The sequence below is a fragment of the Methylomonas sp. HYX-M1 genome, from assembly GCF_040741385.1.
Lineage (GTDB): Bacteria > Pseudomonadota > Gammaproteobacteria > Methylococcales > Methylomonadaceae > Methylomonas > Methylomonas rhizoryzae.
This window is the reverse complement of record NZ_CP160405.1, coordinates 2,741,423-2,759,998: the sequence shown is the minus strand read 5'-3', so window position 1 is coordinate 2,759,998 and position 18,576 is coordinate 2,741,423. Positions and strand designations below refer to the sequence as shown.

20 protein-coding genes are annotated in these 18,576 nt (G+C 50.6%); 19 read left to right on the top strand and 1 reads right to left on the bottom strand.

What is annotated here, in order from left to right; translation table 11 throughout:
- Positions 1 to 5: 5 nt before the first annotated feature.
- From pheA to AB0A83_RS12370, 19 genes are all read left to right on the top strand, one after another.
- On the top strand, positions 6 to 1,091 hold the full coding sequence (pheA, locus tag AB0A83_RS12460; protein WP_150048864.1) for a prephenate dehydratase: 1,086 nt from the start codon (positions 6 to 8) through the stop codon (positions 1,089 to 1,091).
- 6 nt (positions 1,092 to 1,097) lie between these two features.
- On the top strand, positions 1,098 to 2,201 hold the full coding sequence (hisC, locus tag AB0A83_RS12455) for a histidinol-phosphate transaminase (protein ID WP_367154313.1): 1,104 nt from the start codon (positions 1,098 to 1,100) through the stop codon (positions 2,199 to 2,201).
- Positions 2,194 to 3,069 (top strand): prephenate dehydrogenase/arogenate dehydrogenase family protein, encoded by an 876-nt coding sequence (locus AB0A83_RS12450; RefSeq protein WP_197737359.1) that lies wholly within the window; start codon positions 2,194 to 2,196, stop codon positions 3,067 to 3,069. The genes hisC and AB0A83_RS12450 overlap by 8 nt, the downstream gene beginning before the upstream one ends.
- Before the next feature lie 12 nt (positions 3,070 to 3,081).
- Positions 3,082 to 4,395: a 3-phosphoshikimate 1-carboxyvinyltransferase gene (gene aroA, locus AB0A83_RS12445; protein ID WP_197737358.1), complete on the top strand. Its 1,314-nt coding sequence runs from the start codon at positions 3,082 to 3,084 to the stop codon at positions 4,393 to 4,395.
- Positions 4,395 to 5,060 (top strand): (d)CMP kinase, encoded by a 666-nt coding sequence (gene cmk, locus AB0A83_RS12440; protein WP_150048860.1) that lies wholly within the window; start codon positions 4,395 to 4,397, stop codon positions 5,058 to 5,060. The genes aroA and cmk overlap by 1 nt, the downstream gene beginning before the upstream one ends.
- A 90-nt stretch (positions 5,061 to 5,150) precedes the next feature.
- The gene (rpsA, locus tag AB0A83_RS12435; RefSeq protein ID WP_150048858.1) at positions 5,151 to 6,812 is read left to right on the top strand and encodes a 30S ribosomal protein S1; all 1,662 of its coding nucleotides are present in this window, start codon (positions 5,151 to 5,153) and stop codon (positions 6,810 to 6,812) included.
- A gap of 64 nt (positions 6,813 to 6,876) precedes the next feature.
- Complete coding sequence (locus tag AB0A83_RS12430; protein ID WP_150048856.1) at positions 6,877 to 7,182, top strand: integration host factor subunit beta; 306 nt, start codon at positions 6,877 to 6,879, stop codon at positions 7,180 to 7,182.
- Positions 7,183 to 7,284: 102 nt separating this feature from the next.
- Complete coding sequence (locus AB0A83_RS12425; RefSeq protein ID WP_150048854.1) at positions 7,285 to 8,235, top strand: acetylxylan esterase; 951 nt, start codon at positions 7,285 to 7,287, stop codon at positions 8,233 to 8,235.
- Positions 8,236 to 8,238: 3 nt separating this feature from the next.
- Positions 8,239 to 8,967, top strand: a complete 729-nt coding sequence (locus AB0A83_RS12420) for an alpha/beta hydrolase-fold protein (RefSeq protein WP_150048852.1) — start codon at positions 8,239 to 8,241, stop codon at positions 8,965 to 8,967.
- 439 nt (positions 8,968 to 9,406) lie between these two features.
- Positions 9,407 to 9,649 carry an acyl carrier protein gene (locus tag AB0A83_RS12415; RefSeq protein ID WP_150048850.1) on the top strand — a complete coding sequence of 81 codons (243 nt, stop codon included), beginning with the start codon at positions 9,407 to 9,409 and terminating at the stop codon, positions 9,647 to 9,649.
- A gap of 28 nt (positions 9,650 to 9,677) precedes the next feature.
- Positions 9,678 to 10,499 (top strand): hydrolase 2, exosortase A system-associated, encoded by an 822-nt coding sequence (locus tag AB0A83_RS12410; protein ID WP_367154310.1) that lies wholly within the window; start codon positions 9,678 to 9,680, stop codon positions 10,497 to 10,499.
- 83 nt (positions 10,500 to 10,582) lie between these two features.
- A complete protein-coding gene (locus AB0A83_RS12405; protein WP_367154309.1) occupies positions 10,583 to 11,449 on the top strand; it encodes a hydrolase 1, exosortase A system-associated in 867 nt (288 codons plus the stop codon).
- A gap of 159 nt (positions 11,450 to 11,608) precedes the next feature.
- On the top strand, positions 11,609 to 12,046 hold the full coding sequence (rpsF, locus tag AB0A83_RS12400; RefSeq protein WP_150048844.1) for a 30S ribosomal protein S6: 438 nt from the start codon (positions 11,609 to 11,611) through the stop codon (positions 12,044 to 12,046).
- A gap of 23 nt (positions 12,047 to 12,069) precedes the next feature.
- Positions 12,070 to 12,300: a 30S ribosomal protein S18 gene (gene rpsR, locus AB0A83_RS12395; protein WP_150048842.1), complete on the top strand. Its 231-nt coding sequence runs from the start codon at positions 12,070 to 12,072 to the stop codon at positions 12,298 to 12,300.
- 28 nt (positions 12,301 to 12,328) lie between these two features.
- Positions 12,329 to 13,252, top strand: coding sequence for a hypothetical protein (locus AB0A83_RS12390; protein ID WP_150048840.1), 924 nt, complete (start codon positions 12,329 to 12,331; stop codon positions 13,250 to 13,252).
- A 40-nt stretch (positions 13,253 to 13,292) separates the two neighbouring features.
- Positions 13,293 to 13,739 (top strand): 50S ribosomal protein L9, encoded by a 447-nt coding sequence (gene rplI, locus AB0A83_RS12385; protein ID WP_150048838.1) that lies wholly within the window; start codon positions 13,293 to 13,295, stop codon positions 13,737 to 13,739.
- A gap of 13 nt (positions 13,740 to 13,752) precedes the next feature.
- Positions 13,753 to 14,694 (top strand): ADP-glyceromanno-heptose 6-epimerase, encoded by a 942-nt coding sequence (gene rfaD, locus AB0A83_RS12380; protein ID WP_150048836.1) that lies wholly within the window; start codon positions 13,753 to 13,755, stop codon positions 14,692 to 14,694.
- A 102-nt stretch (positions 14,695 to 14,796) separates the two neighbouring features.
- Positions 14,797 to 15,480: a hypothetical protein gene (locus tag AB0A83_RS12375; protein ID WP_150048834.1), complete on the top strand. Its 684-nt coding sequence runs from the start codon at positions 14,797 to 14,799 to the stop codon at positions 15,478 to 15,480.
- 125 nt (positions 15,481 to 15,605) lie between these two features.
- On the top strand, positions 15,606 to 16,913 hold the full coding sequence (locus AB0A83_RS12370; protein ID WP_150048832.1) for a dicarboxylate/amino acid:cation symporter: 1,308 nt from the start codon (positions 15,606 to 15,608) through the stop codon (positions 16,911 to 16,913).
- Here AB0A83_RS12370 and AB0A83_RS12365 read toward each other — a convergent pair.
- Positions 16,892 to 18,484, bottom strand: coding sequence for a SagB/ThcOx family dehydrogenase (locus AB0A83_RS12365; RefSeq protein WP_150048831.1), 1,593 nt, complete (start codon positions 18,482 to 18,484; stop codon positions 16,892 to 16,894). The genes AB0A83_RS12370 and AB0A83_RS12365 overlap by 22 nt on opposite strands.
- Positions 18,485 to 18,576 lie beyond the last annotated feature (92 nt).

The following is an 18,576-nucleotide window of genomic DNA, read 5'->3' as shown; positions in this document are numbered from 1 at the left end:
CGAGTATGAGCGATATTATTCCGTTAACAGAACTGCGGCAGCGCATAGATGCCATCGATCAGCAAATTTTGCAGTTGATCAACCAGCGGGCGAATTGTGCTCTGGAAGTTGCCCGTACCAAGCAAGCGCAGGGCGAAACCGTTAGCTTTTACCGGCCGGATCGCGAGTCGCAAGTACTGCGGCGCGTCAAAGAACTCAATCCAGGCCCGTTAAATCCCGATTCGGTGGCCCATTTATTTAGGGAAGTCATGTCCGCCTGTCTGGCACTGGAAAAACCCTTGGAAGTGGCTTATTTGGGGCCGGAAGGGACGTTTACCCAACAAGCGACCTTTAAACATTTCGGACACGCTGTCAGAGACATTCCGGTTTCGACCATACACGAAATTTTCCAAGTGGTCGAAACCGGACACTGCCAATTCGGCGTGGTTCCGGTGGAAAATTCTACCGAGGGTGTCATCGCGCATACCTTGGATCGCTTTATCGAAAGCCCTTTGCAAATATGCGGAGAAGTCGAAATTCGCGTGCACCAGAATCTGCTGGGCAAGTTCGATGACCTAAGCCAAGTCAAGGAAGTTTTTTCGCATCAACAATCGTTAGCTCAGTGCCGGCAGTGGTTGAACACCTATTTGCCGGGGGTAAGCTGTACCGCGGTCAGCAGCAATGCCGAAGCGGCCCGCATGGCCTCGTTGGATCCCAGCAAAGCGGCAATCGCCGGCTTACGCGCGGCGGAAATGTATGATTTGAACGTCGTCGAAAAAAATATCGAAGACGAGGCCAACAATACCACACGTTTTATCGTCATAGGCGCACTGCAACCGGTTTCGACCGGACACGATAAAACCTCGATATTGGTGTCGACCTCCAATCACGCCGGTGCTCTCTACCGAATTCTCGGACCTTTTGCCGATTACAATATCAGCATGGTTCACATCGAATCCAGGCCCTCCCGGCAAGGCCTGTGGGATTATGTGTTCTTTATCGATATTGAAGGCCATAGAGACGATCCCAACGTAGCCAAGGCGCTGCATGCCTTGCAAAGCAACGTCAATATCTTGAAAATTCTGGGCTCTTACCCCAAAGCGGTGATCTAAGCTTACATGAATCGATTTTTAGAATTTGCCTTGCCCGGCGTGCAACAATTGGTGCCCTATGTGCCGGGCAAACCGGTTGAAGAATTGCAAAGGGAGCTGGGTTTAACCGAAATCGTCAAATTAGCCTCCAATGAAAATCCGTTGGGCGTAAGCCCTAAGGTGGCCGAGGCTATCAACGCGGCCGTGCCGGAGTTGACCCGCTATCCCGACGGCAGCGGTTTTTCGCTGAAATCCGCGTTGTCGGTCAAGTTTGGCGTGCAAGCGGAGCAGATTACCTTGGGTAATGGTTCCAGCGAAATCCTGGAGCTGGCGATGCGAACCTTCGTCGGTACCGAGCATGAAGTGATTTTTTCCCAACACGCCTTTGCACTTTACCCGATTTTATCCCAAGCAGCAGGGGCCAAGGTTAGGGAAATTCCCGCCAAGAATTACGGCCACGATTTAACTGCCATGGCGGCCGCGGTTAACGACAAGACTCGGCTGGTTTTCATCGCTAACCCGAACAATCCAACCGGTACTTTGCTGTCGGTTCAGGACGTTGAGCGGTTTATTGCCGGTTTGCCAAGCACTGTCATTTGCGTGCTGGACGAAGCGTATTACGAATTCGTATTACCGACTTTGCGTTCGGACGCCTTGGCCTGGCCGCTTCGCTATCCGAACTTGATCGTGACGCGCACGTTTTCTAAAGCTTACGGTTTGGCGGGATTGAGAGTCGGTTACGGGATTTCGTCGTTGGAAGTGGCCGATTTGTTGAATCGGGTCAGGCAGCCTTTCAATAGTAATCTATTGGCTTTAGTCGCCGCAGAGGCTGCGTTGGCGGACGACGATTATTTGGCTCGCTCAGTGGATTGCAATAATCAAGGCATGTTGCAACTGATTGCTGCCTTTGAAAATTTGGGATTAACCTGGATCCCCTCGTCTGGGAATTTCGTAGCCGTCGATTTGAAAAGGGATGCCGGCCCCGTATACCAAGCCCTGCTTGGAAAAGGCGTGATCGTCAGGCCCATCGCCAATTACCAAATGCCCAATCATTTGCGTATTAGCATAGGCACCGAGCGTGAGAACCAAGTGTTCATTTCCGCTCTAGGCGAGGTCCTGCAAGGTGTTTAAGCGCTTGTGCTTAATCGGTACCGGCTTGATAGGCGGATCTTTAGCCCGAGCTGTGCGTAGTCTGGGATTGGCTCATGAAATCGTTGCATTCGGCCGCGACAGCGATGTGGCGAATTTGCAGACTGCGTTGAAATTGGGGGTCATAGATGCCTATTTCAGCCAAATTTCGCAGGCGCTAGAGCACGCCGATTTGGTTATAGTGGCCACGCCGGTCGGCGCCATGGCAAGCGTGTTTGCGGCAATTCGGCCGTATTGGCAGGCGGAAACGGTGTATAGCGACGTCGGCAGCACCAAGGGTAGCGTTATCGCCGCGTTGGAATCGGTATTCGGTGAGGTTCCGGCTAACTTTGTTCCGGCTCATCCGATAGCCGGCGCCGAACGAAGCGGTGTGGAGGCTTCCAACCGAGAGCTATTTCAAAATCGGCGCGTTATCGTGACCCCGCTGCAGAACACCGATGCCGCTGCTTTACATGCCATAAGCGAATTGTGGCGGCGGGTGGGGGCCAGCGTTTCTACCATGAGCGTGCAACACCACGATACCGTGCTGGCTGCTACCAGCCATTTGCCGCACATCCTGGCATTCGCCTTAGTGGGCCTGCTGGGTAAAAAAGATGAGCAACGCGAAATTTTTAAATATGCGGCGGGCGGTTTTAAAGATTTCAGCCGCATTGCGTCCAGCGATCCCACGATGTGGCTGGACATTTGTCTGGCCAACAAGCAAGAAATCATCCCGTTGATCCAAAATCTGAAAGGCGAACTTGATCGTATCGAACAAATGATAGAAGCCGGTCAAGAACAAGAACTTTATGCTGCTTTTAGTTACGCCAATCGCGCGCGGCAACGTTTTCTCGATACGTTTGATGAATAATCACTAAGCAATATGTCTCAATCCATTACATTTCAAGTTCAACCCGGCGGAAGTTTAAACGGCGAAATTCGCGTACCGGGCGATAAATCCATGTCGCACCGCTCGATCATGCTAGGCTCCATTGCCGAAGGCGTTACCCATGTGCGCGGATTTTTAAACGCCGAAGACGCGATGTCTACGTTAGAGGCTTTCCGCGCGATGGGGGTTAACATCGAAGGTCCGGTCAACGGCGAAGTGACTATCCACGGCGTGGGTAAACACGGGTTGAAGGCCCCCGATAAACCTTTGGACCTAGGCAACTCGGGAACTTCTATGCGCCTATTGAGCGGCTTGTTGGCCGGGCAAGCCTTCGATTGTACCTTGGTTGGCGACAAGTCTTTGCAGTCTCGGCCGATGCGCAGAGTAACGGCGCCATTGGCGCAAATGGGGGCCGTGATTGAAACCCAAGCGGACGGCACCGCGCCTTTGCACATTAAAGGTCAAGCCGGCAAACTCAAGAGCATGCATTACACGATGCCGATTGCCAGCGCACAAGTGAAATCGTGCCTGTTGTTGGCAGGCATGTATGCCCAGGGGGAAACCAGTGTCACGGAACCGGCACCTACACGGGATCATACCGAAAGAATGCTGGCCGGTTTCGGTTATCCGGTACGGCGCGAGGGCAGCACCGCCAGTATCACCAATCAAGGCAAGTTGACTGCAACCGAAATCGACGTGCCTAGCGACATTTCCTCGGCTGCGTTCTTTTTGGTAGGGGCCAGCATTGCGCCGAATTCCGACGTGACGTTAAAACACGTCGGCATCAATCCTACCCGTACCGGCGTAATTGACATTCTGCGCTTAATGGGGGCCGATATTCAGGTGATGAACCAGCGGGAAGTCGGCGGCGAACCGGTAGCCGATTTGCGGGTGCGCAGCGCACAATTGCGCGGTATAGATATTCCTGAGGAATTGGTGCCTCTGGCGATCGATGAATTTCCGGTGTTGTTTGTGGCTGCGTCTTGCGCGCAAGGAAAAACGGTTTTAACCGGGGCGAAAGAATTGCGGGTTAAGGAGTCGGACCGGATCCAAGTCATGGCGGACGGTTTGCAAATTCTCGGGGTGGATGCGCAACCGACCGAAGACGGCATGATCATCAACGGCGGAGCGATGGGCGGCGGCGAAGTGGATTCTCACGGAGACCATAGAATCGCGATGGCGTTTTCGATTGCCGGGTTGCGGGCTGGTGCCGCTATTACCATCAAGGACTGTGCGAACGTTAATACCTCGTTTAAAGAGTTTCCCGCCTTAGCCACGCAATTGGGTTTGAAGTTGAGTACGCTTTAATGGTTCAGGCGCCCGTATTGACCATAGACGGTCCCAGCGGAGCCGGTAAAGGCACTGTCAGTCGCACGGTCGCAAATCTGTTGGGTTGGCATTACCTGGATAGCGGCTCGATTTATCGTTCTTTAGCGATTGCCGCGCTGCAGTCCGGTGTAGCGTTGGAAAATGTCGACGCCGTGTTGCAAGTGGCGGATGAGATGCGCTTGGAATTTGATTGCGTAGATGAATTGAACGTTAGGCTGAACGGCAACGATATTACCGCACAGCTTGCCGGCGAAACGACCGGTAAAGCGGCCTCGGTGGTTGCGGCATATCCGCAAGTGCGCGCAGTCTTGCTACAAAAACAAAAGGATTTTCAACGACTTCCCGGGTTGGTGGCCGACGGTAGGGATATGGGCAGCGTGGTGTTCCCGGATGCGCAATTTAAGGTTTATTTAACCGCTAGCGCCGAAGAGCGCGCTGTTAGACGTTATAAGCAGTTGATTGAAAAAGGAGTTAATGCTAACCTTTCGCAAATAACTCAAGAGATTCAAGAGCGCGATCGCCGCGATAGCGATCGTGCCGTTGCGCCTTTGGTGATTCCGGAAGGCGCTACTTTTATCGATTCGTCGGATATGCCCATCCGGCAGGTGATAGAAGCGGTAATGAATTTGGTCCGACAGGACTAATATGGCGACTGCTTGTCAGAGCAGTTATTTTTTAATTTTTTATTTTGAATGAAAGCTTGTTTGGGTTTAGACAAGTTTGGGAACGTTAAAATGAGCGAAAGCTTTGCACAGTTGTTAGAAGAAAGTTTTGCCAAGACCGAAATGCGTCCTGGCGCCATGTTAATCGGTACTGTTGTCGATATCGAAAACGAATTCGTCATTGTCAGCACGCATGCGAAATCGGAAGGCGTGATTCCGAAATGGCAGTTTTTAAATGCTGACGGCGATTTGGAAGTCAACGTCGGCGACGAAATCGAAGTGGCGCTCGACATGTTCGAAGACGGCTTGGGTTCCACTCTGTTGTCCCGCGATAAAGCGAAGAAAAGCAAAGCGTGGGCGGAGCTGGAAAAGGCTTTCGAAACCCAAGAAACTGTGGTTGGCCGTATCACAGGCAAAGTTCGCGGCGGTTTCACCGTAGCCGTGGGCGCCCTGCGCGCATTCTTGCCGGGCTCTTTGGTTGACGTTCGCCCTATCCGCGATACCACATTTTTGGAAAATCGCGATTTAGAATTCAAAGTTATCAAGATCGATCAAAAACGCAACAATGTGGTGCTGTCTCGCCGCGCCGTCGTCGAAAGCGAATACAGCGCCGAGCGTGAAGAATTGGTTAAAACCCTGCAGGAAGGCGCTGTTGTTACCGGTATCGTCAAAAACCTCACCGATTACGGTGCGTTTATCGACTTGGGTGGCGTCGACGGTTTGTTGCATATCACCGATATGGCGTGGCGCCGCGTTCGTCATCCTTCCGAGTGTGTAGAGATCGGTCAGGAGGTTAACGTTAAGGTTTTGAAATTCGACAAAGACAAAACCCGCGTGTCTTTGGGCATGAAGCAAATGGAAGAAGATCCATGGCAAAACATTGCCCGCCGTTACCCGGCCGGCACTCGCGTATTCGGAAAAGTCAACAACCTGACCGATTACGGCTGCTTTGTGGAAATCGAAGAAGGTGTCGAAGGTTTGGTGCACGTTTCGGAAATGGACTGGACCAACAAAAACGTCAATCCATCCAAAGTGGTGCAATTGGGTGACGAAGTCGAAGTCATGGTACTGGAAATCGACGAAGAACGCCGCCGTATTTCGCTGGGCATGAAACAATGCCGCTCCAACCCATGGGACGAATTTGCCGCCACTCACAACAAAGGCGACAAAATCAGCGGCAAAATCAAATCGATCACCGACTTCGGTATCTTCATCGGCTTGGAAGGCGGCATAGACGGTTTGGTGCATATGTCGGATATTTCCTGGAACGAAAACGACGAAGAAGCCATTCGCGCCTATAAAAAAGGCGATGAAGTCGAAACCGTTATTTTGGCGGTCGATCCGGAGCGCGAGCGTATTTCTCTCGGCATCAAGCAATTGGAACAAGATCCCTTCCAAAACTACATCGCCCTGAATGAAAAAGGCAGTATCGTTAAAGGCGTGATCAAAGAAGTCGATGCGAAAGGCGCGCTGGTTACTTTGGCCGACAATGTAGAAGGTTATTTGAAAGCCTCTGAAATTCAGCGTGATCGGGTAGAAGATGCCCGTACTCTTTTGAAAGAAGGCGACGAAGTCGAAGCCAAATTCATCGGCGTCGATAAAAAAACCAAGTCAATTTCTTTGTCTATCAAAGCCAAAGACGTAGAAGAAGAGGCGAATGCTATAAAAGATTATTCACAGCAGCCTGCCGGTACCGCTACTTTAGGCGATATCTTCAAACAAATAGACAAATAACGTCTGTCTAGGAGCGCTACGGTTGTAACCGCGCGCTCCATTTCTCGAGTACTTAGGGTTGAATGTGACAAAATCAGAGCTGATAGAAGCGTTGGCGCGCAAACAGCCGCATCTTCCGCTTAAAGACGTCGAATTGGCTGTCAGATGCGTTGTAGATCATTTGAGCGAGACATTGGCGAGCGGAGAAAGAATAGAAATTCGAGGATTCGGAAGCTTTTCCTTACATCATAGAGCGGCTCGCTTAGGTCGTAACCCTAAAACCGGCGAATCGGTAGCGCTGACGGAAAAGCACGTGCCGCATTTTAAACCCGGTAAGGAATTGCGCGATATGGTCGATGCTTCTCGCGAAAAATTCAAAATTGTCGATTGAATCGATGAGTCGGCTCAGTAAGCGTGGCCGCCTATGCTTTAGGGGCAACGTTTGCTGTCTACGCTATTCCAACCATCTTCATTAGTCGCTGTCTGTAGTCCTTTGCAACACAGTTTTAATTTCGATCCTAGTCACGGATACGATTTAAATCGCTTGTTATCCGTGGAAGCGCCGTGTCCTCCGGATGATTTCGTCGATTTCTGGAGTCGGCGTTACTGCAGAGCGTTGCAGGCAACCGTAGACTCCGAATTGGTCGCTCAAGGCGAATCCTGCGGGTTTGCTATGTTCGATATACGGTTTCGCTCAACCGATAATTTTGTCATCGGCGGATGGTTGTTGCAGCCGGTACAACAAGCCGTGAAACAATGTATTGTCGTCGGACATGGGTATGGCGGTCGCGATCGACCGGATTTTCATTTTAACATTCCGCATACCGCCTATTTATTTCCGTGTTTTCGAGGCTTGTCGCGTAGCCGATGCGATAGGGTTGCCGAGCAACCTCAGTATCACGTTTTGCACGATATAGACAACAAGGATAGCTACATTATTGGCGGTTGCGTTGACGACTTATGGTTGGCCGTTACGTTGATGCAGAAGCGTTATCCCGAAGCCGCCGAATCGATTGGTTATATGGGCATTAGCTTTGGTGGCGGAATCGGCGCCTTAGCGGCCCCATGGGATAAGCGCATCAAGCGTTTGCACTTAAACGTACCTACTTTCGGCAACCAGCCTCTGCGTCTGAATTTGCCCTGCATCGGCAGTGCTGCCTCGGTAGCGGCGTATGCTCGGCGTAACGGTCATTTTCCTGACGCTTTACGCTACTATGATGCGGCTACCGCAGCGCTGTTCGCATCCCAGCCTGTACACGTCGCTGCGGCTTTATTCGACCCTATGGTGGCGCCCGCCGGACAGTTTGCGGTCTACAATGCTTGGGCCGGGCCTAAAAGCTTGTTTGTATTGAAAGCCGGTCATTTCGAATATGCCAATCAACCGGAACAAGAAAGACTATTGTTGCAAGAGCTTCGCGAGTTTTTTGCAGGGCTGTCGCATTGATTCATGAATCGAGAATATCATCATTGGTATAGCGCCCGTTTACGGCGCGATATGGAATTTTTAGTCTTCGGCCATGCGGGGGCCAAGGTTTTGATTTTTCCTACCCGTGACGGCAGGTTTTACGAATACGAGAACCTCAGAATCGTCGATACCTTACGCGACAAAATAAATGCCGGGTATTTGCAGCTGTTTTGCATCGATAGCATTGACCATGAAACGTTTTATTGCTTTTGGTGCCGACCTGAAGATAGGATCAAGCGGCATATGCTGTTCGAAGATTACGTGATACATGAAGTCATCCCGTACATGAACGCCAAAAATCCGCACCCTTGTACTATCGCACATGGCTGTAGTCTGGGAGCTTATCATGCGGCCAACATTGCGTTTCGCCACCCGCATTTGTTTCAAAAATTGGTAGCCTTTTCCGGCCGCTTCGATTTGACCTTGAATGTCGAACACTTTAAAGATTTATTCGACGGCTATTACGACGATAACGTATATTTCCATAATCCCAGTCATTTTTTGCCTAATTTGCATTGCGAAGATCAGCTCAAATATCTGCGACAAATGGATATCACTTTGATTATCGGCAAAGAAGATCCGTTTTTACAAAATAACCGGGAATTGAGCCATATTCTGCACGGCAAAGGTATTCAGCACGCGTTTTACGAATGGAACGGCCGTGCGCATCAAGGTTATTTCTGGCGGCAAATGGCGCCGTTATATCTCTAAATCCGCGGAAAAGTAGAGAGCGGACAAGTTCCTCCGGTCTGATCAAAAAATCATCTTAATAGTGTGTATATCACCTGTTTGCCCATTGGCCGGATAGATTTTCTGTTTGATCTTCTTGCCAAGAACCGCATATTACTTGTGGGGTTTGCCAATTCAATTCGGATCAAAAATCAATAAAACCGGTTGCAAGCCGTAATTCAAGCCGCCACAATTCACTTGCGGCCGATTTTGATGACTACGGTCTCGATGATTGCGGCTATGATTTCGTGGTTGCTGGCGTTCGGGCCGAGGCAACGAGTTGTTTTGCTAGTGGTATGAGCGCATTGTTCGCACCCTTAATCGTTCCTGCGTTTTGTCTGCTATGGCCCGCAATCATTAAATTCATTCCGCACAAAAATAATTCTTTACTTTTAGCGCATACATTTTGGGTATAACAAAAATGTCAACCATCGATACAGTAGTTGAACTATTGCAAACGGTTTTTCAAAGCCCTCTGCAAGCATCTAAAGACACGCCTTTACTCGGAGCGATCCCCGAGTTCGATTCCATGGCGGTGGTAAGCATCATTACCGCTTTGGAAGACAGGTTCGGTTTTGTGGTGGACGACGATGAAATCAATGCTTCTGTGTTCGAAACGCTGGGTACTTTGGTCGACTTTGTCGATACCAAGTTACAAGCCTGATAGGCCTTGAGAATTTTTCTTTAGGCGTATGCGAGTTTTTTTTCTGGAAAGCCGCTCCGGCCCGTTGTTCGCGACGTATCGGCCGGCGTCCAACCCTGGCAGTAGACGCGCTATTTTGCACGTGCCGGCCTTCGCGGAAGAAATGAATAAGTCCAGGCGAATGGTGGCGTTGCAAGCCGATGCGCTCGCAGGGCAAGGTTATGCAGTGTTGTCAATCGATTTATTCGGAACCGGCGATAGTGCCGGCGATTTTGTCGATGCTTCTTGGCGGATTTGGCAAGATAACCTGTTGGAGGCGTTGGACTGGTTGGTCGGGCAAGGTGCCGAGCGGATAACGCTTTGGAGTCTAAGGGCCGGAGCCTTGCTCGCGCTCGATTTGATTAAGAGCGGCGGGTGCAAGGCACTCGACAGTTTAATCGCATGGCAACCCGTGTTGAACGGCGAAGTGTTTCTTACCCAGTTTTTACGTTTGCGGGTGGCGGCAGCGATGATGAATCCGGAACTGCCGCAGGAAACGACTGGCGAGCTAAAAAAGCAATTGCAACGCGGCGAAGTTATTGAAGTGGCGGGTTATTCGCTGAATCCGGAGTTGGTGCTTCCGTTGCTTGCGGCGAAGGCCGATTTGAATGGGGTTGCATCGATTCAATCGGTTGCGTTGATCGAAGTGCTTCCGTCCGGCGTAAACGAGCTCAGTGCGCAGGCGCAGCAGTTTGTTCGCAAGTTGCAGGATGTAGCGATTAATACCGCTGGGAACAGCGTCGCGGGCGACAGTTTCTGGAGCAGTCAAGATATTGTGACGGTGCCGGATCTGATTCCATTGACCATCAGCGTTTTAGTTGACCTCGGTTGATATCGCAGCATTGTGCCACGTATAGAAATACGGAAAAATCGTTTGGAAAACTTAAATTAATAACGAGCGTCAGTAGCATGCGAGTGAATGAAATTCCGATAGTTTTCAACTGCGAACAGGCGGATTTGATTGGCATTTTGCATTGTCCGGTTTCGGTCGAATCCGACACGGTAGGGGTGTTGATTGTCGTTGGCGGGCCGCAATACCGAGTCGGCAGTCATCGGCAATTCGTGTTGTTGGCCAGGTATTTGGCTGAAAACGGCATCCCGGTCATGCGTTTCGACGTGCGCGGCATGGGCGATTCGACCGGTCTTTCGGCCGGATTCGAGCACATAGACGCCGATATTCGTAGCGGCATTGACGCTTTTTATCAACATCAGCCGGGGTTGGCGCGAGTCGTATTGTGGGGGTTGTGCGACGCGGCCTCGGCTTCGGCGTTTTACGTCTATCAGGATCATAGAGTAAGCGGTATGGTGCTTCTGAATCCTTGGGTTTACACCCAGCAAGGCGCGGCTAAGAGTTATTTGAAGCATTATTATCTAAAGCGTTTAACTAATCCGGATTTGTGGCGGAAAGTGTTTGGTTTGCGCTTCGATTATTTGCAATCTCTGCGCAGTTTGTTTGATTTTACGCGTAAGGCGTTAAACGGCGGCAATAAACTCATCGCGCAGGTTTCGGCAGGTACTGTCGATCAGCGATTACCGTTACCGGAGCGCGTCCGTGAATGTCTACGTAGAAGCAGTTGTAATATTCTGATTATTTTGAGTGGACGCGATTTGACCGCAGACGAATTTCGCGACGCAGTCAGGCAAGACTTTATTTGGCAGGAATTATTGGCCGATCCAAGGATAACGCGGCGGGATTTGCCCGAAGCCGATCATACCTTTTCTACCCGAGTCTGGCGGGATCAAGTAGCGGAGCTGACTTTGGATTGGTTAAGGAAAGTTTGAAATGCGCCTTTAGGCATTCAATTTGTCGAGCGCTGGGTGTAAAAGCTCTTTCCAAGCGTTCCGGCTGTCAATATAATAAGCGGTTTTTTGGGGATCGCTCCCCGCTTCCTTGCTTCACCGTTAATAACGGGAAGCTTATTTAACCCGTAAGGAGAAATCATGCGTCATTACGAAATCGTGTTCTTGGTGCATCCTGATCAAAGCGCTCAGGTCCCAGCCATGATAGAACGTTATAAATCCATTATCGAAGAAGCTTCCGGTAAAATCCACCGCTTGGAGGACTGGGGGCGTAGGCATTTAGCTTTCCCTATCAAAAAAATCCATAAAGCACACTACGTGTTGATGAACATTGAATGCGGTAGAGAAACGTTGGAAGAATTGGAAGCCGGCTTCCGTTTTAACGATGCTATCTTGCGTAGTCTGACCTTGTTGCAAAAAGAAGCGATAACCGAACCATCAATAATCGCAACCAGCGGTAACGATGGGCACAAATCCGCTGCGCGCGTTAAAGATGATAACGACAGCGACGCAGAGCAGGAAGAAAGTACTTCCGACGCAGGCGAAGTCGTTGCGGAATCTACCGCTGAAACCGAATAAACATTTAACTCGAGACTATCAAGATGGCACGTAACAACGTAAGACGTAGAAAAGGCTGCCGCTTTAGCGGTGAAGACGCAATCAAGATTGATTATAAAAATCTGGATTTGCTGAGTGAGTACATCACCGAAACCGGCAAAATCATACCTAGCCGGATCACCGGAACCAGCGCGAAATATCAACGCCAGTTGACCGACGCAATCAAACAAGCCCGGTTTTTGGCGTTGTTGCCGTTTTGCGACGCGCATCAGTAAGCTTACGTTGACCGGCTAGAGGAAAGTCGTGCGTTTTCTAGCGACCTACATTATGAAAGGTCGGCTGCAGGCAATGACCGTTGCAGCAGTAACCGCGTTGCTGTCTATGCCTTTCCCGGCGGTAAGTATCGTAACAAGCATTGTAAGTTCAGCCTCGGTCGCATTGGTTACTTTGCGTAGAGGGGGTAAAGAAGGTTGGTATGTACTGTTGTGTGCCTGTTTGGCTGCTGCAGTACTGAGTACGATTTTACAGATCGGTTACCAATTCGCGTTGATATACGGCATCGTACTATGGACGCCGGTTTGGTTAATTTCCATTGTGTTGCGTGAAGGTCGGCACATGGGAGTGGCCATTGAATTGGCAGTGTTGCTTGGTGTAGTTGCAGTTATCGGCTTTTATCTGATACAGCAGCACCCGGCGCAACTGTGGAGTAGCGTGTTGGCAGCAATGGCTCAGCCTATGCTGCAAGCTAGACCGGAAGTATCGATTGAAGACATTAAGAAGTCTGTACAGGTGTTCGCGCATTTTATGACCGGAGCGATAGCTGCGGGTAGCGTGTTCGGATTGTTGTTCGGTTTGTTTTTAGCACGTTGGTGGCAAGCCTTGCTTTATAACCCGGGTGGATTCAGGTCCGAGTTTTTGGGTATCAAAGGCCACGCCAAGTTAGCCCTTGCAACGGCTTTGACGATCGCTATTGCGGTTTTAGCCAACGGCAGGTTGGCGGAAATGTGCTGGAATGTCCTCTTGGTCATGTTGGTGCTTTATACCTGCATTGGAACTGCGGTTTTGCATGCCTGCTTTGCGAAGATGAAGGGTAATCGTTTTATGGTGCCGTTTTTATACCTAACGCTGACGATGATCCCGCATGTAATGATCATCGTAGCCCTGTGCGGGTTAACCGATAATTGGCTGAATTTACGAGATAAAATTTCAAATTCAACGGCCGTTTGACACGGCCATTTTTCGACACATGTCGATGAGGTAATTAACGATGGAAGTTATACTTCTGGAAAAAATCGCCAATTTGGGTAGTTTGGGCGACAAAGTCACAATCAAATCGGGTTACGGTAGAAATTATTTAATTCCGCAAGGCAAAGCTACCGTAGCGACACCGGCAAAAATCCAAGAATTCGAAGCGCGCCGCGCTGAATTGGAAAAACAAGCGGCTGAAAAATTAGCCGCAGCTACCGCAAGGGGCGAAGCTTTGAGCAAACTGGCCGTTACAATCGCGCATAAAACCGGGGACGAAGGTCGGTTGTACGGTTCGGTCGGCACCCAAGCCATAGCCGAAGCGGTTACCGCGGCGGGCGTAAAAGTGGAAAAAAGCGAGGTTCGTTTACCTAACGGCGTCATTCGTCAAATCGGCGACTACGAAATTTCGTTCCATTTACACACCGATGTCGACGTGGCCTTGACCGTCAAAATCGTTGCCGAGTAATTATTAGGCAACTATGATCATCGTAACCGGCGGTGCCGGCTTTATCGGCAGCAATTTAGTGCTTGGCTTGAATGCCCGCGGTTACGATGACATTTTGGTGGTGGACCATTTAACTAACGGGATCAAATACAAAAACTTGGTCGACTGTCGAATTGCCGACTATCTCGACCGCACCACTTTTTTGGAAAAGCTCCGACAAGGCGAATTTCGTGCGGAGATCATACAAGCGATTTTTCATCAAGGCGCCTGTTCCACCACCACCGAGTGGGATGGTCGTTACATGATGGAAAACAATTACGAATACAGCAAAGCGCTGTTTCATTATTGCCAAAGCCATAAAATCCCCTTTATCTACGCGTCCAGCGCTGCAGTTTACGGCGCGGATTTAAGCTTTCGCGAAGAACCGGCGTTCGAAGGCCCGCTAAACGTATACGGCTATTCAAAGTTTCAGTTCGATCAATATTTACGCCGACAATCCGGTTTGACCGCGCCGGTGGTTGGGTTGCGGTATTTCAACGTTTACGGTCCGCGCGAGGCTCATAAAGGCAGCATGGCCAGCGTTGCTTTTCATTTGAACAATCAAATCAAACAATCCGATGAAGTGCGTTTGTTCCAAGGCTGCGATGGTTACGGAGACGGCGAACAGCGTAGGGACTTTGTCTATGTGGACGATGTAGTAGACATTAATTTGTGGTTTTTAGACAACCCGCAAGTTTCCGGCATTTTCAATTGCGGTACCGGCCGTAGTCAGACTTTTAATGATGTGGCTAATGCCGTGCTTAAATTTCACCGGCGCGGCCGCATTCAATACATCCCGTTTCCGGATCATCTGAAGGGCTGTTATCAGAGTTACACTCAAGCCAACCTAGACAAGCTAAGGGCGGCGGGATGCCTTCATAGCTTCAAAACGGTGGAACAAGGCGTTCAGCTGTACATGGAATGGCTAAACGCGTAGCCCTAAGTATCAGGCCGCCGATTTAGCCGGTTATTCGGATTCCAGTCGGTTGACAGAATACGGATGCTATAGCTTTCTTAGCTAACGCTAAATTTTCCAACCATGCTTTGGATACTGGCCGCATTATTGTTCGCTTGCTTGACTGTTCGAGAAATCATCGGCGCTAAAATCCCACGGCGCGGGTACAATAAGCCCAGACCCATCTATAAGCCGTATCTGGCGGTTTGCCTCGCATTAACGTTGGTTTGCGCTTGGCAGCCGTTCGAAATTTGGCGTTTCGAGCGCTTACTATCACAAGTCGCTAGTCAATTAGCGGACAACCGTCCGGCCGATGTGCATTGCAATTCGATCGCCGATACGATGCTGGACAACGAATCGTTATCGGTAGGCCATGCAAACTTGGAGTCCGGCGCTGTTGTGTTTCAGTACGGTTGGTGTCAAAGATTAATGGATTATGTTTCGCACCCGCAACGGGCTAGCCGCGAGGAGATCTTCAGCCTGCACTTGTTGGTTCACGAAAGCATGCATGTACGTGGGGAAGGAAACGAGGCGCTTGCCGAATGCCAAGCCATTCAGCGCGATTACCGAGCCGCTAAATTGTTGGGTATAGCGAATGAGTTAGCAGCCAAGCACGCGTTGGATTATTACTTGACTAGCTATATGAGTCGCCAGTATCAAGGCCCTTTTAGTGCTCGGTATTTTTCGCATCGTTGCGCGCCGGGAAATGAGATGGACGAGAAATTACCCGATTCGACTTGGTTACCGCTGTACGATGCCGAACGTTAACAATGCTGGGCGAAACAGCCGTTAAATCAAAATCGAAGCTAAGCCAAGCGGAAGCGTCGGCAGATATGGCAACGATTGAGTCGGGCTGTTAAATCGGTCGGAATTTGCACTGGAAATATCACTTTATGGCTTTGTCATTTATGCACAAGCAACCGCTCTACTTGCAAGTACTTGTCGGAGTATTTTTGGGCGCCGGTTTAGGCATTGCATTCGGTACCCAACGTTACTGCTTCGGTTGGCTGGATAATGCCAGTTTAGGCCAACTGGGTCAGTTGGTCATACGGTTGTTAAAAGCGCTGGCAACCCCGTTGATATTCTTTGCTATTCTGGAGGCGATGCTTAATACGGATATTTCCTTGCGTCACGGCCGGCGTTTATTGTCGGTGTGTGCGCTTAACCTCAGCGTTGCGATGTTGATTGGTTTAAGTTTGATGAACAGCTTAAGCCCAGGCCGCTCTTGGAACGGTCGTCTGCCGGAATTGAACGTTCGAATGACCGAACCGCTAAGTCAGGCTAGCGCGAATGGCTTGTCCTTAAGTCCTGTGAAAAACATCGCCGGTTACATACCGGAAAGCTTGCTGGATCCCTTCATTAAAAACAACGTCATCGCGATTATTTTATTCGCATTGCTGACAGGCGCTACGTTACGTCAATTAAAACGACAAGCCACCGACGAACACGTGTCCGGGATTGCGCAACTGGAAAAATTAATCGGCCTTTGTTATCAGACTTTGATTTTGATGCTGATGTGGGTCGTTAAAGCCATTCCGTTCGCGGTGTTCGGCGTCGTGGCTCAAGTGGTCGGCAAAGCCGGCTTGGCGGTATTCGAATTGGTTGCAGTATTTCTGGTCACGCTGCTGGGCGGTTTGGCCTTGCATGCCTTGGTTTATTATCCCTGCATGGCCAAATGGGGAGGTGGGATGCCGATCAGGCAGTATTTCGGCAAAGGTGCCGATGCGATCGTGACCGGACTGTCGACTAATAGCAGTTTGGCGACCATGCCGGTCACTTTACGCTGTTTAACCGAGCACATGCACATTTCTCAGCGGTCCGCGCGTTTGTCGGTCTGCATCGGCACTAATTTGAATAACGACGGCATCATTTTATACGAGGCGATGGCGGCTTTGTTTTTAGCGCAAGCCGTCGGTTTCGACCTGAATTTAGGCCAGCAATTGGTTATCGTGGCCTCGGCAATCATGGTCGGGGTTGGCATTGCCGGCATTCCGGAAGCCGGGTTGATTGCCTTGCCGTTGGTACTCGGCAGCGCCGGTTTGCCGGAAACGTTAGTGGTTACCGCGGTCCCTTTGATAACCACCATCGATTGGATCATTGCCCGTTGTCGTTCCGGCGTCAATGTGATGAACGACATGTTGATTGCGATTCTGTTGGAACGTTTGGAAAAACGCTCGCTTCAGGCCGATAAATGCGCGTAAGCCGGAAAGGTTTGCAAGCGGTTATCGACAAAAGGTTCGCCTATCGTGAAGTGATACAGACTTTGCCAAGTATTGTCTTTCAAGCCCAACACGCCGTGAACCGCGTCGTCGAAAAAACAACCGATGCCGGTTCCGCGGATGCCGGCGGCTTCGGCTTCCAGATATAAAATTTGTCCTAGTAGACCGCATTCCCAAAACAAGCGGCGATACAGCCAAGTCTGGTCGTTTACGTTGTCCGAAAACCGGGCCAACATCCCCAAACTAAATGCGCTATCGCTGGCGATGGGCTGGTGGCATGACAAGGTTTTAGCCGCCTGGCGCACGTTACCGGCAACCAACAAATACAATGCGAAAGGTGCCTCAACCGCTTGCCAGGCAAATTCGGCCGAAAATGCCGACTTGATTTCATCCAAGCAGTCTGCGGTACGCGGTAAAAAATACAGGCCCGGCTGCAAGCCGTCCACGCGGTGCACGAATATGAATAAGTGTACTTGCGGCGGCCAATTCCAAGCGCTGAACGGCGGTTTGTCGTTGGGTAGCAGCGCTAACATGATGCGCTGAAAATCCGCCAGAGCAATGGCTGCTGCCTTGCCGTTGAAATGTTGCGCGCTACGGCGTTGCCGGATTAATTGAGCGGCCGGCAGGTCGTGGCTGGGTTTAGGCATGGGCAATAGAGGGAGTGGGAAGCGTTCGGCCGACGTTTTGGGTTTGACGGCCTGTGCGGCGACTTCGTCGATGATTGGCCACTTATAGAAATGCCTGCCGCTCAGGGCGACGGCTGTACCGAACCAAATAGCAGTTTGTAATGTTTGCAACAAAGTCTGAACGTCGCCGGGTGTATCGGCACTGTGACTTACATGTAGACGGCATAACAAATCCGGCGCTTCGGATTCGTGTTCCACGAAATCGGTTGTTCTGTCGAGTCCAAGCCAGCCGGCCAGTTCGGCGTCCCCCACTTCGCTACACAATTCGATTGTCCAACCTAAGCAAGCGGCGGCGTAACTCAAGCAAGCCAACGCATGGCCGGTGTCGTGCTGGCAATAGCGAAAGGCCCGTTCGCCGTATTTCCAGGCCTCGCGCCAATGTACCGAAGACAAACCTATCCATAACGTTGGTTCTGCACCCGGATGAGCAAAGCGAGCCCGGCGTTCCAGATGGTGGTCGTGGCTGACGTAATGGTAAACTCCGGGTTCCAGTAAAGCGGCGTCGGTGCAGATTAGATAAGCCTCGGTCGGATGCAGATTGCCGCTGGAAGGGTTGCAGCGTAAGGCCCACCGGTCCGGCCCCAGTTGTTTCCAAGCCGATAAGCCGAAGGACAGTTCCAGCAACAAGCCCAGGTTATCCGCCGTTAAAAGCTGCGGAGCGATGGCGTTTGGCCGGTCTAAATCGCCGAATGAACAATTCAAATCTCTCCCCGGCGTCGGCAATCGGACGATTTCGCAGCCATGAAATCGGCGAAACGGGTTGGGTTGATCGTCCCAATCCAGGGATGCCGGACCTTTGGCGTAGGCATTGAGTTGGTGTTTGCTGCGTTGGTGGTAGGCTAGAACGGCGTCTGATTCTGTGCTCATGGCGCAATAGTGTAGGTTGGGTTACAGGGTTTATGAAATTGCTGATACATTTAAGCACGCGGCATGCCGTTTTATTTGAAGGCAACGATAAA

What these genes read in the sequence shown, in the direction of transcription:
- AB0A83_RS12375 (WP_150048834.1), top strand. Translation starts at nt 14,797, where the DNA reads ATGCTTTGGATACTGGCCGCATTATTGTTCGCTTGCTTGACTGTTCGA.
- rpsR (WP_150048842.1), top strand. Translation starts at nt 12,070, where the DNA reads ATGGCACGTAACAACGTAAGACGTAGAAAAGGCTGCCGCTTTAGCGGT.
- AB0A83_RS12410 (WP_367154310.1), top strand. Translation starts at nt 9,678, where the DNA reads ATGCGAGTTTTTTTTCTGGAAAGCCGCTCCGGCCCGTTGTTCGCGACG.
- pheA (WP_150048864.1), top strand. Translation starts at nt 6, where the DNA reads ATGAGCGATATTATTCCGTTAACAGAACTGCGGCAGCGCATAGATGCC.
- AB0A83_RS12370 (WP_150048832.1), top strand. Translation starts at nt 15,606, where the DNA reads ATGGCTTTGTCATTTATGCACAAGCAACCGCTCTACTTGCAAGTACTT.
- AB0A83_RS12365 (WP_150048831.1), bottom strand. Translation starts at nt 18,484, where the DNA reads ATGAGCACAGAATCAGACGCCGTTCTAGCCTACCACCAACGCAGCAAA.
- AB0A83_RS12420 (WP_150048852.1), top strand. Translation starts at nt 8,239, where the DNA reads ATGAATCGAGAATATCATCATTGGTATAGCGCCCGTTTACGGCGCGAT.
- cmk (WP_150048860.1), top strand. Translation starts at nt 4,395, where the DNA reads ATGGTTCAGGCGCCCGTATTGACCATAGACGGTCCCAGCGGAGCCGGT.
- rpsF (WP_150048844.1), top strand. Translation starts at nt 11,609, where the DNA reads ATGCGTCATTACGAAATCGTGTTCTTGGTGCATCCTGATCAAAGCGCT.
- rfaD (WP_150048836.1), top strand. Translation starts at nt 13,753, where the DNA reads ATGATCATCGTAACCGGCGGTGCCGGCTTTATCGGCAGCAATTTAGTG.
- hisC (WP_367154313.1), top strand. Translation starts at nt 1,098, where the DNA reads ATGAATCGATTTTTAGAATTTGCCTTGCCCGGCGTGCAACAATTGGTG.
- AB0A83_RS12415 (WP_150048850.1), top strand. Translation starts at nt 9,407, where the DNA reads ATGTCAACCATCGATACAGTAGTTGAACTATTGCAAACGGTTTTTCAA.
- rplI (WP_150048838.1), top strand. Translation starts at nt 13,293, where the DNA reads ATGGAAGTTATACTTCTGGAAAAAATCGCCAATTTGGGTAGTTTGGGC.
- aroA (WP_197737358.1), top strand. Translation starts at nt 3,082, where the DNA reads ATGTCTCAATCCATTACATTTCAAGTTCAACCCGGCGGAAGTTTAAAC.
- rpsA (WP_150048858.1), top strand. Translation starts at nt 5,151, where the DNA reads ATGAGCGAAAGCTTTGCACAGTTGTTAGAAGAAAGTTTTGCCAAGACC.